Raw genomic sequence first — 15,196 nt, forward strand, 5'->3', positions numbered from 1 at the left:
CTTGCCCGCCGCGTCGACGTACCGGGCGACGTTGCCGCTGACTTCCGGGCGCGGTAGCTCAGTGGGCCAGGACAGGGCGAACTTCTGCCCCTTGCCGCGTTCCATGGACACGAACGGTTTGTCGCCGCCGAGTGAGAACTGCACGTCCGCTTTGGCCAGCTTGGGCTTGAGAACCCCGTCCTGCTCGACGAGCGTGGGGTCCAGCCATGCCCAGGAGCCGTCGGCCTGCTTCAGCTGAGCAGGGCCGCCATAGGACTGGGTCGTGAAATGCCCGTCGGGATACGCCCAGACTCTCGACGTCTCGGTGAACGCCGCCTCGACCGGCACCGGCTTGTTCTGCTTTTTGGCTTCCTCGCTCGCTGCCCGTAATGGCGCCTCAGGGTCTTCTGGTCGCGGGAAGGTGGTTACGGAAGGAGCGGCCGGGGTCTCGGCCGGCTTCGGGTCGGCATGAGCGGAGCCTGCTGCCCCTGCTACCAGCAGCGATGCTGCCACCGTGAGCACCGTCGCCATCGCGAGGTGTCGGCGAGGCGGGAAGCCCCGCCTCGCCGTGCTGACTAACTTGTCCACTAACACCTTCAATCGGTTGTGTGTTTGAAATGACAAATAATTTCTACCTTGACCAAATCGCTAAGCAAGGCGAGAAAAGGCCGCCGCAAGCCACACACGAATGGCCGTAAGTCTGGCCGGCGAGAGCCAACACATGTGCTCAAACAGGCCCAAGGCCGGCAATCGGCTTTTTCTAAATTGGTGAGTGGTCTGCCTCCCCGTCCTGCGGCACCACAGAGCCACGCGTATCCGACTTGGGCGTATGGGCTTCTCGCTGCACGACCTGGTCGTGCTCGTGCCGGCCGCGCAGGACGTGCACTGTGGTACGCAGTCCGATGCATTGATGCGTTCGGTCGTGAGGCGGGGCCTGCTTAGCTGGCGCGCTGATTCCTTCCTCCCTTCGAGATCTCCAGGCGGAAGGATAGGCAGACACTTCTAGATTCTTTCTACATTGCGGCCCTGCCAAAGAAGACTAAAGGCAACACCGAGCAGCCGACGCCGATAAGAGGACCTCCTGGCAAGGCTGCTGCGAACGCTGAACCTTTCATTTCTCTACGGACTGTGCGAGGTGGTCAAGTTCGATGAGCGGCGGCTCGAGGAGGAATGGGCTGCGGTGCGCGAGGCTCGCGATTCCGCTGTCATATGCGGGCTCTGACCCGGTCACCGGGACGGTGCGGCATCCCTGAGTGCAAGGAAAAAAGTCGACCTGATCGGCCATCGTGGCCAGATTTCTGCCGGCCGGCTCCTCGATTCTGCGGATGCGGTAGCGCACCGTGTTCACGTGTATGTGCAGCCGCTCGCGCAGGCGTTCCAGGACCCGGCGCAGTCCAGCGTGCGCACCGGCTCCCACTGGTGCCTGCGGTCGTAGTCCAGCAGCGGCGCACGTCATCCGGCACCATGGCCAGCAGCAGCACGGGACACGAAGCCGTGCCGGGCTCCGCCCATGAGGTGCTTCACGTTTACCGGCCGCGTCTACATTCCTTCTACAACGCGGCTCGGGCCTTTACGCCACGGCCATTCTGATTAAGCTGACACAGGTGAATTCGTTCGCGATCAACAGGGGGCGCATGACGGCTGGCCCGGCGATACGCCTTTTGGGCCCCGTCATCGGCGTGATCGATGATCAGGAGATCGATCTGGGGACACCGCGCCAACAGGCGATCATGGTGATGCTGGCGACGCGTTCCAGGCGAGTGGTCACCATGGCCCAACTGGTCGAGGGCTTGTGGGGAGACTGTCCCCCTCCCAGCGCCGAGCAGAGCGTTTACACCTACATCGCGGGATTGAGACGCGCGTGCGAGCCGGACCGCAAACGTCGCGAGCCCTCGACGGTAGTGGTGGGCGCCGCCGGCGGATATGTGTTGCACGTCGATCCGAGCCAGGTGGACGCCTGCGTTTTCGCCGAGCTTCTCGACACGGCACGGCAGGCGGAGAAGGACCATGACCTTGACCGTGCGTTGAGCGTGCTCGACACGGCTCTCGGTTTGTGGGGCGGCCCTGCGCTGAGCGGCGTGCCCGGCCCGTTCGCAGAAGGTGAACGCGCTCGTCTGGAAGAGCTCCACCTGATCGCTCTGGAAGCACGAGCCGACGCGCTTCTGCGGCTCGGCCGCCCGCAGGAGACGGTCGCCGATCTCCAGAACCTGACGCGCCGCCACCCTCTTCGGGAACGCTCCCTCGAACTGCTCATGCTGGCTCTGCACAGGTGCGGACGCCAAGCCGAGGCGCTGACAGTCTTCGAGGAAGCCCGGCGCACCCTCTCCGAGGAGCTGGGCGCGATGCCCGGCGAAGGCCTGCGCCAGGCACATCACCTCGTCCTGTCCGGAGACGGCGGGCAGGCGACTCAGGACCATGCGACACCCAGACAGTTGCCCCGCGACGTGGCCGGATTCATCGGCCGGGCGAAGGAGGTCATCCGCCTGAGATCCTTGCTGGATCCTTGGGGCGGCGATCCTCCGCATCCGTTCGCCGCGATCTCCGGTCCGCCCGGCGTCGGCAAGTCGGCACTGGCCCTCCACGTCGCCCACATGGTGCGGCACTGCTTTCCCAGCGGGCAGATGTACGTCAACCTCCGCGGCGGCACACCGAACGTCCCCCGGCTGTCGTCCCATGAAATCTTCAGCCGGCTGCTCCGGGGCATCGGCACGCCGGACAGCGCCATACCCACGGACGAAGACGAGTCGGCCGCCCTGTGGCGGAGCAAGGTCCAGGACTTACGTCTCCTCGTCCTCCTCGACAACGCGGCCGATCTCGCCCAGGTCAGGCCGTTCCTCTCGATGCCTCTCGGGACCGCGATCGTGGTGACGAGCCGGGAGTCCCTCGTCGCCGGCGACGACTGCGTCCAGGTCCGCCTGGACCCCTTGTCGGACGCGGAGGCCACTACCATGCTGGCCAAGCTCGTCGGCGCCGGCCGCATCTCCGCCGACTTCCAACAGACCACCCGGCTGGTCCGCCTCTGCGACGGTCTCCCACTCGCCCTGCGGATAGCGGGCGCCCGATTAGCCGATCGCCCGGATTGGACCGTTGGCGCGCTGGCGACGAGACTCACCGACGAACGGAACCGGCTCCAGGAGCTGGAGGCAGGCGAATTCGCCGTCCGTTCCAGCCTGGCGGCGAGCTGGAACGCGCTCAACCGCAGCACACGCGTGCTCGACTGCATGGCGGCGCGAATGCTGGCTTTTCTGGGGCTTCTTCACGTGCCGGACATCACAGCGGAAGCGGCCGCCGCGCTCTCCGGCTCTTCGCCGCTCGAAGCCGAACGCGCCCTGGAACGGTTGCGCGATGCCCATCTCCTCGAAGGCGGCCAGCAGGGACGCTACCACCTCCACGATCTCGTCCGGCTCTTCGCCGGCGAACTGACCGCGGCAGACGACAGGATCGCGCCACTCATCGGCGCACTCACGTACTATGCCGCGTCCACGCGATCCGCCGTGAAGATCAGCGACCCCCACCGCGTGCACTCCGCGCACCCGAGAATCGAGGCCCCGGGCCGCCGGTTCGAAAGCGCGGAAGAGGCATACGCCTGGCTCGGGACCGAAGAACCCACTCTGCTCGCCGCAGCTTTCCAGGCGATGGCGGATCCGGACGACGACGTCGCTCGCTTGGGAGCGGCGATCGGATTGGCCCTCTGGTGGTACCAGCAGAAGGCATATCGGGTAGCCGATCTGATCTCTCTAGGCGATCGGTTGCTCTGCACCGGAGAGCGCCTCAAGGATGACGTCATCACGATGGAAGCACATGCCCACATTTCCATAGGCCTGTATTACAAGGGCGACGCCGCCGCCCTCGATCACCAGGGGCAGCACCTGCTCATGGCACAACGGTTGAACGACCAGTTCAACGAGCAACGGGCCCATGGCAACCTGGCCGGCCTGTACGTGAAGCTGGAGAAATTCCACGACGCGCTGAACCACGCGCTCGCCCAACGTGCTATCGCTCGCCGAATATCGTCAGATGTGGGAGAGCGATACGCTCATCTGATGCTCGGGCTGGCGTACGAGGGCCTCGGACAGCTGAAGGACGCCGTGATCGCGCTGGAAGCGGGGGCAGCGATGGCTCGGCGGGCGGGCGACACCATGCATGAGGCGACGTTCGGATACAGGCTGGGCAAGGTCATGCTTGAGCTCGGTGAACTCGATGCCGGTCTCTCCTCGCTCAGAGAGTCCTTAGGAGCGGCGCGCGCCAGCAAGACGAAGATCGCGGAGGTGGGCTGCCTCGTCTTTCTGGCACGAGCCCACCGTCTCCTCGGCCAGACGGACCAGGCGAAGCGACGTATCGCCGAAGCCGTCGCGCTCGCTGATCGGATAGGCACCACGTACTGGCTCGCCCTCGCGATCGAAGAGCGGGAGGCCATCGGGCCGGGCCAACGGTCGATCTCCGTTTGAGAACCCGCCCGCTCGTCCGCAATGCCGCGAAAGATGATCCTGAAGAACAGGCTTGCGGTTCTCCGGGTGCCGAATTTCCGCCGGTTCTTCGCCGCTCAGAGCGCCTCGATCGTGGGGGATGAGATCGTCGTCACCGCGCTAGCCTTCGCGGTGCTCGCCCTGTCGGACTCCCCCGCCGCCCTCGGCCTTGTGCTGGCCGCACGGACCGTGCCGATGATCGTATTCATGCTGATCGGCGGAGTGCTCGGCGACCTGCTGCCGCGGAACGCCGTCATGATGACCTCGGACCTCGTACGTTTCGCGAGCCAGGCCGTCATGTCGTTCCTGCTCGTCGGAGGAGTCGCCGAGATCTGGCAGCTCGTCCTCCTCCAGGCCGTCCACGGCCTGGCCTCGGCGGCGTTCGCCCCCGCCATCGCGGGAATGGTCCGCGACACAGTCGAACCGCAGCGGCTCCAGGAGGCGAACGCCCTGCTCAGCCTGCTGAAGTCCACGGCGAAGATCGCCGGACCGGTGCTCGGCGGTCTGTTTGTCCTGGTCACCGGCCCGGGATGGGCCATCGCCGCGGACGCCGTGACGTTTCTGGTGAGTGCCCTGTTCCTGTGGCGGATCCGGCTTCCCGCGATGAGGTCCCATTTCCGGGTCGAGAACGTCTGGAGCGACGTCGCAGCCGGATGGAAGGGCTTCTGGGCTGTTTCGTGGGTCTGGTCGATCGTGTGCGTTCTCTCGGTCGTCAACATGCTGCAGGCGGCGTTCAACATCCTCGGGCCGATCATCTCCCACGACGCTCTCGGCGGTTCGGTCGCCTGGGGAATCATTCTGAGCGCCTTCGGCGGCGGCTCGGTGGTCGGCGGGCTTGTCTCGATGGTGTGGCGGCCGCGATTCCCACTGCGTACGGCGGTTCTGTGTCTGGTCCTGTTCCCGCTGCCCGTTCTCGCGCTCGGCGCTTTCCCGTCCACCGCGGTCGTCGCCGCGTCCGCGGTGGTCTCCGGAATCGGTCTCATGGTCTTCAACACGCTGTGGGACACCTCGCTTCAGACCGGCGTCGACGCCACCATGCTGTCGCGGGTGAGCTCGTACGAATGGGCGGGCTCCATGGGCCTGCGCTCGCTCGGCCTGGGCCTCGTGGGCTGGCTCGCCGCCTCGCAGGGCGCCGGGACCGTCGCCCTGGCCTCAGGTCTCGGTCAGCTCCTGCTCATCGGTGCGCTCTTCCTCTCCGCACAGATCAGGACCATGCCCAGCACTCAGCCCGTGCCGACCAAGTGATACGCCCGAACCGGCGATCATCGCCTCGTAAGGACCGGGCCGGGATGACCAAGTAACACCACCTACCTAGGACCGGGGTTCCGGCTCCGGACCGTCGTCAAAGAGGTCGTCGATGTGCGTGGCTTCGAGAGCGCGCCGCAGCCAGACCTCCAGGAGGTCAAGGTCGGTGCAGGTGGCGATCTGCGTATGCCGGTCGGGGGGAATGGCGATGCCGCGGAAGCGCAGGACGGTGAAGACGGAGGCCGCCTTTTCCATGGCGCGGCCTCGTGCATCGCCCTCTTTCTGGCCCTCTTTCCAGCCTTTCTCCCAGCCTTCTTCTCGGCCTGCTTCCTCACCCTTGCGGTACAGGTTCTGAGCCCAGGGGCTGTGCTCGGGGATGTAGATCGTCACTGTCTCCTCCAGAAGCTGGCGCGCCTGCGGCGGGGCCATGTCGATAGTGTAACCAAACAGAGACGCGGCGTCATCGTCTGGCAAGCCGTCGAGAAGCTTGACGAATGCCTCGGCGACTTTCGGCAGGTGGCCGTGCGCCATCACCGACAGCGCCGCCGTCAGCAGGTCCGCGGCCATCTGCTCCGGGTCGGTCAGGACGGGGATGCGGTCGGGCCCGACGATCACCGGCCGCATGATGATGGTCAGGCAACCGCTGTGGATCTCCACAGACTGGTTGAAACGGGCCGCGCAGGGATCGGGCGTGATGAAGATGACGTAGACCGGTTTGCGGGTCTCCAGCCGGAGCATTTCGGCTGCCTCGACGGTCTGCCGCAGTTTCTGCTCGGACATCTCGGTCTCGACCTCGACGATGGTGGAGAACCATCGGTCCTGGGGCGGGCCGGCGAACACGACGGTGTCGGCATGCATCTCCCTGGAGATGCGGTCCCGCAGGTCTCCCGGCCCCACCCACAACGGGGCACCGGTCGGCAATGTGATCCCACCGACCTCTCGCAGCAGCCGTATTGGCAGGTCGAGATGGTCGCGGATAAGTCGAAGGAGGGCGTCGTGCCGGGGGGAGGGCATGCACGGAACGTTATCAGTCGATCACGCATCCGCATGTCTTTTCGCCGAACTGTAGTGCGATTACCGCGGCAGGCCCGTGTCCCGGAGAGCCAGGAAGAAGTCCACGCGGTCCGCCATGGTGGACAGGTTTCTGCCGGTCAGCTCCTCGATCCTGCGGATGCGGTAGCGCACGGTGTTCACGTGTAGGTGCAGCCGCTCCGCGCAAGCGTTCCAGGACCCGGCGCAGTCGAGGAAGATGCCGAGCGTGCGCACCAGCTCCGACTGGTGCCTGCGGTCATAGTCCAGCAGCGGTGACAGCAGCCGGGCCGTGAAAGAGCGGCGCACGTCACCCGGCACCGTGGCCAGCAGCAGCGCGTGCGTGTAGATCTCGTCGCTGGTCACCACGCCACCGGTGCGGGCCTCGGCCAGGCGCCTGGCGTGCCCGGCCTCCTCGACGCCGCCCTTGATCGCGGCGGCCCCGGTCAGAGCGCCGCTCAACCCCACGCACAGGCGGGTGTCGGGCAGGGCGGCCAGCACCTCGGCGCCGGCGCGCAGCCGCTCGGCCAGCTCGGCGGTGGTGCGCTCGCGCAGCGGCACCAAAGCGACCGCGCCGTCCGCGCCCGCCGCCGCCACGACCTCGCGGCCCAGCAGCTCCTCCACGATGTGGCCCCCGAGTGTGGCGGGATCGGGGCCGCGGGTGGCGCCGCGGCGCGGCGCCGTGGCGTTCACGATCGCGTACGGCTCCGCCGCGTCGATCCCGCACGTACGCAGCCTGGCATTGAGCTCGGCCACGTCCGACTCGGCCAGCGCGGCCACGATGAGCTGCTCGGCCAGGCGGCGCTCGACCCTGCGGCCCTCCTCCATGCGACTGCGTTCGAGGCCGACGCAGGCCGCCAGCTCGTAGCCCAGGTCGGCCCGGCCCATCAGGTCGCCGTCGCAGGCCAGCGCCCAGCCGGCGGCCCGGTGGCCGCGTCCGACCGCGAAGATCGTGTGGTCGCCGACGTGCACGGGCAGCCGCGGCGCCGTGAGGTACGCCTGCGCCAGCCGTACCGGATCCCCGGCCGCGCCCACGATCACCTCGCCCGAGGCGGACACGACGGCGCCCGTGACGCCCAGCTCGGTGGCGGTCAGCTCGAACAGCTCGCCCAGGTCGGCGCCCTCGGCGATGGCCGCGACGAGCCTGCGGTGACGGCCGAGCGCGTCGCGCACGTCGCCGGACAGCCGCGGCACGACCAGCTCCGCCAGCGTGCGGAACGACACCTCCGTCGGCACCTCCACCAGCGGCAGCCCGGCGGCCTCGCACGCCGCCACCAGGTCGGCCGGGATGTGGCCGAGCCACGCCTGCCCGGCGCCGAGCGCGGCGACCCCCGCCTCGACCAGCGCCGACACGAACCGGGCGGAGTCCTCGGGCGCGTGCCACCACATCAGCCCGGACAGCACCAGCTCGCCGCCGGCCAGGTAGCGGCCGGGCTCGGGCAGGTCCGTGATGTGCACGGTGTGGAACTCGCGAGCGGGGTCGCCGGCGAGCAGGGTCAGGCGCAGGTCCTCGATGGCCAGCAGGTCAGAGATGCGCACTTGGAGGAATATACAAGGCCGTGAGGTCAACCGCTGACCGGGATTTCACGCGACGCGCATAGGAGGCAGCGGGGCGGCGGTGCTCTACTCGGAAGATGACCGAGACCGCGTACACGACCCGGAGCGGCGTCGGCGAGAGCGCGCGGCGGCCCGACGCGACGCTGAAGGTGACCGGCGAGTTCGCCTACGCGTCCGACCTGTGGCTGGAGGGCATGGTGTGGGGCGCGACGCTGCGCAGCCCGCATCCGTCGGCGTGGATCCGCTCGATCGACGTGGGTCCCGCGCTGATGATCCCCGGCGTGCTGACCGTGCTGACGCATGAGGACGTGCCGGGCGCGAAGTTCTACGGGCTGGAGCACAAGGACCAGCCGGTGCTCGCCATCGACCAGGTCCGCTACCAGGGCGAGCCCGTCGCGCTGGTGGCCGCGGACCACCCGGAGACGGCCCGCAGGGCGGCCGAGGCCATCGTGGTCGAGTACGAGGTCCGCGAGGCCGTCACCGACCCCCGCGACTCCAGGGAGATCGTGCGCTACCAGCCGGTGCGCAGGGGCGACACGTTCGAGGCGGAGGTCGTCGTCACCGGCGAGTACGAGGTCGGCATGCAGGACCAGGCGTTCCTCGGCCCCGAGTCCGGACTGGCGGTTCCGGCCGAGGACGGCGGCGTGGACCTCTACATCGCCACCCAGTGGCTGCACGTGGACCGCGACCAGCTCGCCCCCTGTCTCGGCCTGCCCGCGGAGAAGGTGCGGCTGACGCTGTCGGGCGTCGGCGGCGCGTTCGGCGCCCGCGAGGACCTGTCGATGCAGGCGCACGCCTGCATGCTGGCCCTGCGGCTGAACCGGCCCGTGAAGATCGTGTACGGCCGGGAGGAGTCGTTCTTCGGCCACGTGCACCGCCACCCGGCCCGGATGCGCTATGAGCACGGCGCGACCAGGGACGGCAGGCTGGTCTACGTCAAGGCCGACATCCTGCTGGACGGCGGCGCGTACTGCTCCTCCTCCCCCGCCGTGGTCGGCAACGCCGCCTCGCTCGGCGTCGGCCCGTACGAGGTCGAGAACGTGCGGGTGGACGCCACCGGCGTCTACACCAACAACCCGCCGTGCGGCGCGATGCGCGGATTCGGCGCGGTCCAGGCGTGCTTCGCGTACGAGTCGCAGATGGACCGCCTGGCCGAGGCGTGCGGCCTGTCACCGGTCGAGATCCGGGTGCGCAACGCCGTCTCCCAGGGCTCCCACCTCATCACCGGCCAGGTGATCGACTCCCCCGCCCCGCTCGCGGAGATGCTGCGCGACCTCGAGGTCATGCCACTGCCCCTTGAAGCGCCGGTGGACCTGCGGTCGATGCCCGGCGGCGTCTCGCAGACCACGCACGGCGAGTCGGTGCGGCGCGGCGTGGGCTACGGCGTCGGCATCAAGAACATCTGCTTCTCCGAGGGCTTCGACGACTACTCCACGGCCAGGGTGCGCGCCGAGCTGATCGGCGGCGAGCCGCACGTCACCGTGCACACGGCGGCCGCCGAGGTGGGGCAGGGCCTGGTGACGATCCAGGCCCAGATCGCCCGCACCGAGCTCGGCATCGCGCACGTGACCGTGGCCACCGCCGACACCTCGGTCGGCTCGGCCGGCTCCTCGTCGGCCTCGCGCCAGTCGTACGTGACCGGCGGAGCGGTGAAGGCCGCCTGCGAGGCCGTACGGCAACGGTTCAACGGCCTGTCGCCGGAGGAGGCCCTCGAGAAGTTCGGGCCGATCGAGGAGACGCGCGAGTACCGGCACCGCCCCACGTACCCGATGGACCCGCGCACCGGGCAGGGCGACTCCCACACGCAGCTCGCCCTGTGCGTGCACCGGGCCGTCGTGGACGTGGACGTGGAGCTGGGCCTGGTCAAGGTGGTCGAGCTGACGGCCGTCCAGGACGTGGGCCGGATCCTGAACCCGCAGGCCCTGGAGGGTCAGATCCACGGCGGTTCCGCGCAGGGGCTCGGGCTGGCGCTCATGGAGGAGATCCAGGTACGCGACGGCCGCGTGCTGAACCCGTCCTTCACCGACTACCTCATCCCCACCATCCTCGACATGCCGCCCATGCAGCTGAAAATCCTGGAAAATCCGGACCCGGCGGCGCCGTACGGCCTGCGCGGCGCGGGCGAGCCCCCGACCCTGTCCTCCACCCCCGCCATCGCCGCCGCCGTACGCGCGGCGACGGGGCTGCGGTTGACTCGCGTTCCGATCAGGCCGGAAGATATCGCGTTGTTCAACAGTGGCTCGACCATGGGGGTATCCGATGGCAAACGCGCGTGAAGCGGCCGAGGCCGAGTTCAGGCGGTTCGACACCGACGGCGACGGCCTGCTGACCGCGGCCGAGATCCGCCAGGCCAACGAGGCGCTGGGCGGGCTGGGCGCTTCCGAGAGCGAGATCGAGGCGTTCATCAAGTCCGCCGACAGCGACGGCGACGGGACGATCGGGCTCGAGGAGTTCGTCGGCCTGGTGGGCCACGGGCGCCACGAGCAGGCGTGATCTCGTCCCCTGCCGGGTAACTAGCCAGCATTCCCCCTGATCATCGTGAAGGGGGACGGCGGGTGCTCGATCGATTCTTCGAGCTCACCGGGCGGGGGACCACCGTCGGTCGCGAGGTGCGTGGCGGGCTGACCACGTTCGTGGCCATGGCGTACATCATCCTGCTCAACCCGATCATCCTGGCCGGCGCGACGGACGTCACGGGCGCCCGGCTCTCCATCGCCCAGCTCACCACCTCCACCGCGCTGGCCGCGGCCGTCTCGACCCTGCTGATGGCCTTCATCGGCAACGCCCCCTTCGGCCTGGCCGCCGGGCTCGGGCTCAACGCGGTCGTCGCCTACCAGGCCGCGCCCCACATGACCTGGGCGCAGGCCATGGGCCTGGTGGTGCTGGAGGGCCTCGTCATCATCGTGCTGGCCGTGACCGGGCTGCGCACGCTCATCATGAACGCGATCCCGCTGGCGCTCAAACACGCGATCAGCGTGGGGATCGGGCTGTTCATCGCGCTGATCGGCCTGGTGGACGCCGGGTTCGTGGCGCGGGGCACGGGCACGCCCGTGCAGCTCGGCGCCACGGGCCACCTCGTGGGCTGGCCGGTCACGGTGTTCTCCTTCGGCCTGCTCCTGATGATCGCCCTGTACGTGCGCAGGACCCCGGCCGCGATCCTGATCAGCATCATCGTGACGGCCGCCCTGGCGATCCTGGTCAACTCGCTGGCCAGGGTCCCGCGCGGGTCATGGGGCGTGGTCACGCCGCGCGTGCCGGAGCGGCTGATCTCGGCGCCGGACTTCGGGCTGGCCGGCGCGTTCGACCTGTTCGGCGGCTTCGGCAGGGCTGGGGCGCTGACGGCGGCCGTGGTGCTGTTCACGCTGGTGCTGTCGGGGTTCTTCGACGCGATGGGCACGATCATCGGCGTGAGCGACGAGGCCGGCCTGGTGGACGAGCAGGGGCAGGTGCCCCGGCTGGGCCGGATCCTGACCGTGGACGGCGTGGGAGGCATGGTGGGCGGCTCGTTGAGCTCCTCGGCGAACACCGTCTTCGTCGAGTCGGCCGCCGGCGTCGGCGAGGGCGCGCGGACCGGCCTGGCCAGCGTGGTGACCGGGGCGCTGCTGGGTCTGACGCTGCTGTTCACGCCGCTGGCCGCGGTGGTGACCTCCGCCGCCGCGGCGCCCGCGCTGGTGCTGGTCGGCGCGCTGATGATGATGCAGAGCAAGAACGTGCCCTGGGACGACCTGGACATGGCCGTGCCGGCGTTCCTGACGATCGCGCTGATGCCGTTCACGTACTCGATCACGAACGGGGTGGGCGCGGGCGTGATCGCCTACACCCTCGTCAAGGCGGCCAGGGGACGCTTCTCCGAGATCCCGTGGCTGCTCTGGATCGTCTCGCTGATCTTCGTGGCCTACTTCGCGATCGACTGGCTGGAGGAGCTGTTCGGCCGCCGTTAGCGGAGGTCGCCGCTGTTGCAGGCCACGCCGTTGTGGTCGAGGTCCACGTACCAGGAGTACTCCTCGTGCGTGCCCTTGGTGTAGGGGCCGTCCCCGGCGGCCACGGCCTCCTTGCAGCTCGCGTACCGCTTGTCGGGGGTGCGCCTGGTGCCCGCGGCCGGGTTCGTCGCGGTGGGGTTGGAGCCGACGGGGTTGGTCGCCCCGGGGTTCGTGGTGCCGGGGTTCGTGGTGCCGGGGTTGGTGTTCTGCTGGTTGCCGGTCTGCGGCGGGGTGGTGCCGGACGGCTGGGAGGGCCCTCCCGTGGAGGCGGGGCCGGTCGGCGCCGGGTTCGTCGGGGCGGTGTCCTGGCCGGGCGAGGTGCCCAGCAGGCGGGCCACCAGGGCGTCGGCCTCCTCCTTCTCGAACCCCGCGATGCTCATGCTGTCGCCGTCCATGTACTGGGTGACGATCGGCGCGGCCAGCACGACCTTGGGCGCGTCCGGCTGCACGGGCGCCAGCACGATGGCGACCTGCCGCTGATCGGGCACCAGCTCGTCGATGAGCTGCACGAGGCGCTCCTTGAACTTAGGAGCGATCGCGATGCGCACGGAGTACTGGCCGTCCTTCTCGCGCACGGGCTGGACGGACTGCACCTGGTCCACCGTGACGCCGTCCTCCAGGAGGTAGCAGGTGGTCTGCTTCTCGTCGAGCACGGCCTGCTCGCCGGGGCACGGCGCGGCCTTGGCCTGCCGGACGGGGGCGAAGTGGATGGGCACGGCGAGTTGCTGCGCCGGCACGCCGCCTAAGAGAGGCATGTCGGGATTTCTGGTCATCAGGACGGCTATCGTGCCCAGCACGCCTGCGACCAGCACGACGAGAACGAGCGAGACGATCAACACGATGGTGGTGATTCTGCTGGCCCTCGGCTCCCCCGGGTCCGCGGTCGGCGGCTCTTCCGGCTTGTCCATCGATGACGATCCCATCCTGACGTTCGGACTGCCGGTGAGCCTATCGAGGTCCGGCGGCACCGGGGTAATCAGCTGAATAATCCTCACCTATCCGTGGGAGGGAGGAAGAATAGAGGTGTACAAACACCTCACCGAGAAGAGTTCGCTCATGAAGGTCGGTGTTCCGCAAGAGCTCAAGAACAGCGAATATCGGGTGGCGCTCACCCCGGCCGGAGCGCACGAGTTCGTACGCCACGGCCACCAGGTTTTCGTGGAGCAGGGCGCGGGTCTCGGCTCCTCGATCCCCGATGCCGACTTCGCCGCGGTGGGGGCCGTCATGGTCCCGGACGCCGACGAGGTCTGGGGGGTCAGCGACCTGGTCATGAAGGTGAAGGAGCCGGTGCCGGAGGAGTACCACCGGATGCGCAAGGGGCAGGTGCTGTTCACGTACCTGCATCTGGCCGCCTCCAGGTCGTGCACGCAGGCGCTGCTCGACTCGGGCTGCACCGCGATCGCCTACGAGACCGTCCAGACGCCGAACCGGACGCTGCCGCTGCTCGCGCCCATGTCCGAGGTGGCGGGGCGGCTGGCGCCGCAGGTGGGCGCGTACCACCTGATGCGCTCGCAGGGCGGCAGGGGCGTGCTCATGGGCGGCGTGTCCGGCGTGCGCGCGGCGAACGTCGTGGTCATCGGGGCAGGCGTGTCGGGCATGAACGCCGCCGCCATCGCCCTCGGCATGCAGGCCGAGGTGCTGCTGCTCGACAACAACATCGACAAGCTGCGCCAGGCCGACATGATCTACCAGGGCCACTGCCAGACCGTCGCCTCCAACACGCTGGAGATCGAACGCGCGGTGCTGGAGGCCGACCTGGTCATCGGCGCGGTCCTGGTGCCCGGCGCCAAGGCGCCCGAGCTGGTGAGCAACGAACTGGTGAGCCGGATGAAGCCGGGCTCGGTGCTGGTGGACATCTCGATCGACCAGGGCGGCTGCTTCGAGGACTCCCGGCCGACCACGCACGCCGAGCCGACGTACCAGGTGCACGACTCGATCTTCTACTGCGTGGCCAACATGCCCGGGGCGGTGCCGCACACCTCGACGTTCGCCCTGACGAACGTGACGCTCCCGTACGCGCTGGCCATCGCCGACCTCGGCTGGCAGCGGGCCCTGCGCGAGGACGCGGCGCTCGCGCTCGGCCTCAACACCCACGAGGGCCGCCTGACCAGCCGCCCGGTGGCCGAGGCGCATGGTCTGGAGTGGACACCGCCGGACCGCGTCCTCTCCTCCTGACCCGCCCCGGCCCCTCATCAGGACCCCCGGGGGTTACTTCTGCGACTGGCTGGGCGACGCGGACGGCTTGAGGGTCTCCATCGGCGCCTGCTGGTTGCCCTTGGGCTCCGGCGGCAGCGGCGCCTGGTCGGCCGTCGTGGTGATGGCGCCCTCGCCACCGCACGTGGCACCCTGCTCCGGCGTGTCAGGCCCGTTCTGGAACTTCTTGATGAACGCGGGCAGCTTGGGGTCGGCCGGGTCGGTCAGCTTGAGCTGGTGCCCCCACGTCGACACGACCACCGGCGACGGGAGACCGGGATACGGGCTGACCAGCATGTAGTCCTGCTGCCCCGTGGACGTGGCCACGTCCTTCAGCTTGTCGACCTGCGCCTTGGGCAGGTCGGGCCGGTAGGTGATCCACGCCGCGCCGTGCTCGAGCGAGTGCACCGCGTGCTCGTTGTGGATGGGCTTGTCGTAGACCGCGCACTGCTGCCAGTAGTTGTTGTGCTGACCACCGACCGGCGGCGTCTCCTTGTACGTGACCGCGGTCCACACGTGCTGCCCGGCCTCGTACTTGTAGTTCGCCACGGCGTCCAGCGAGGTCTCGCGGGCCTGCTTGATCAGGTAGAAGCCCACGACGCCGACGAGCAGCACGATGATCAGCCCACCTGTGCCCCACATGAGCAGCGCGGCGCGGCGTTGTTTGCGCTTCTGCTCGGCCCGCATCTTTGCCAGATGCTCGCGCCTCGCCTGCGCTTTCTCCTTCGTCATCGTTCCTCCATCGGC

The 15,196-nt window shown here is 68.7% G+C and carries 11 protein-coding genes and 1 pseudogene; 6 read left to right on the forward strand and 6 right to left on the reverse strand.

What is annotated here, in order from left to right:
* Together AB0J64_RS42620 and AB0J64_RS42625 are read right to left on the reverse strand one after the other, a co-directional pair.
* Positions 1–510, reverse strand: a pseudogene (locus AB0J64_RS42620) (hypothetical protein); the annotation flags it as partial.
* Positions 511–1,090: 580 nt separating this feature from the next.
* On the reverse strand, positions 1,091–1,435 hold the full coding sequence (locus AB0J64_RS42625) for a helix-turn-helix domain-containing protein (protein WP_364041036.1): 345 nt from the start codon (positions 1,433–1,435) through the stop codon (positions 1,091–1,093).
* Positions 1,436–1,583: 148 nt separating this feature from the next.
* Between AB0J64_RS42625 and AB0J64_RS42630 the strand changes: the two genes are divergently transcribed.
* Positions 1,584–4,427, forward strand: a complete 2,844-nt coding sequence (locus AB0J64_RS42630; protein ID WP_364041039.1) for a BTAD domain-containing putative transcriptional regulator — start codon at positions 1,584–1,586, stop codon at positions 4,425–4,427.
* A gap of 33 nt (positions 4,428–4,460) precedes the next feature.
* A complete protein-coding gene (locus tag AB0J64_RS42635; protein WP_364041042.1) occupies positions 4,461–5,690 on the forward strand; it encodes an MFS transporter in 1,230 nt (409 codons plus the stop codon).
* A 66-nt stretch (positions 5,691–5,756) separates the two neighbouring features.
* On the opposite strand, the gene AB0J64_RS42640 is transcribed toward AB0J64_RS42635, so the two are convergent.
* Together AB0J64_RS42640 and AB0J64_RS42645 are read right to left on the reverse strand one after the other, a co-directional pair.
* Positions 5,757–6,704: a hypothetical protein gene (locus AB0J64_RS42640; protein WP_364041045.1), complete on the reverse strand. Its 948-nt coding sequence runs from the start codon at positions 6,702–6,704 to the stop codon at positions 5,757–5,759.
* A gap of 60 nt (positions 6,705–6,764) precedes the next feature.
* A complete protein-coding gene (locus AB0J64_RS42645; RefSeq protein ID WP_364041048.1) occupies positions 6,765–8,258 on the reverse strand; it encodes a helix-turn-helix domain-containing protein in 1,494 nt (497 codons plus the stop codon).
* A gap of 95 nt (positions 8,259–8,353) precedes the next feature.
* Between AB0J64_RS42645 and AB0J64_RS42650 the strand changes: the two genes are divergently transcribed.
* The 3 genes from AB0J64_RS42650 (at position 8,354) to AB0J64_RS42660 (ending at position 12,217) form a co-directional block, all read left to right on the forward strand.
* A complete protein-coding gene (locus AB0J64_RS42650) occupies positions 8,354–10,552 on the forward strand; it encodes a molybdopterin cofactor-binding domain-containing protein (protein ID WP_364041051.1) in 2,199 nt (732 codons plus the stop codon).
* Positions 10,536–10,769, forward strand: coding sequence for an EF-hand domain-containing protein (locus AB0J64_RS42655; RefSeq protein WP_364041054.1), 234 nt, complete (start codon positions 10,536–10,538; stop codon positions 10,767–10,769). The genes AB0J64_RS42650 and AB0J64_RS42655 overlap by 17 nt, the downstream gene beginning before the upstream one ends.
* A gap of 62 nt (positions 10,770–10,831) precedes the next feature.
* Positions 10,832–12,217 carry an NCS2 family permease gene (locus tag AB0J64_RS42660; RefSeq protein ID WP_364041057.1) on the forward strand — a complete coding sequence of 462 codons (1,386 nt, stop codon included), beginning with the start codon at positions 10,832–10,834 and terminating at the stop codon, positions 12,215–12,217.
* On the opposite strand, the gene AB0J64_RS42665 is transcribed toward AB0J64_RS42660, so the two are convergent.
* Entirely contained in the window at positions 12,214–13,164 is a 951-nt protein-coding gene (locus AB0J64_RS42665; protein ID WP_364041060.1) for an excalibur calcium-binding domain-containing protein, read from the reverse strand. The genes AB0J64_RS42660 and AB0J64_RS42665 overlap by 4 nt on opposite strands.
* Positions 13,165–13,312: 148 nt before the next feature.
* Between AB0J64_RS42665 and ald the strand changes: the two genes are divergently transcribed.
* Entirely contained in the window at positions 13,313–14,431 is a 1,119-nt protein-coding gene (gene ald / locus AB0J64_RS42670) for an alanine dehydrogenase (RefSeq protein WP_364041063.1), read from the forward strand.
* 33 nt (positions 14,432–14,464) lie between these two features.
* Here the strand turns inward: ald and AB0J64_RS42675 are convergent, their stop codons facing one another.
* Complete coding sequence (locus AB0J64_RS42675; RefSeq protein ID WP_364041066.1) at positions 14,465–15,181, reverse strand: DUF3105 domain-containing protein; 717 nt, start codon at positions 15,179–15,181, stop codon at positions 14,465–14,467.
* Between the last annotated feature and the right edge of the window lie 15 nt (positions 15,182–15,196).

The organism is Nonomuraea sp. NPDC049695 (genome assembly GCF_040674955.1).
GTDB classification, from domain to species: Bacteria; Actinomycetota; Actinomycetes; order Streptosporangiales; family Streptosporangiaceae; genus Nonomuraea; species Nonomuraea helvata.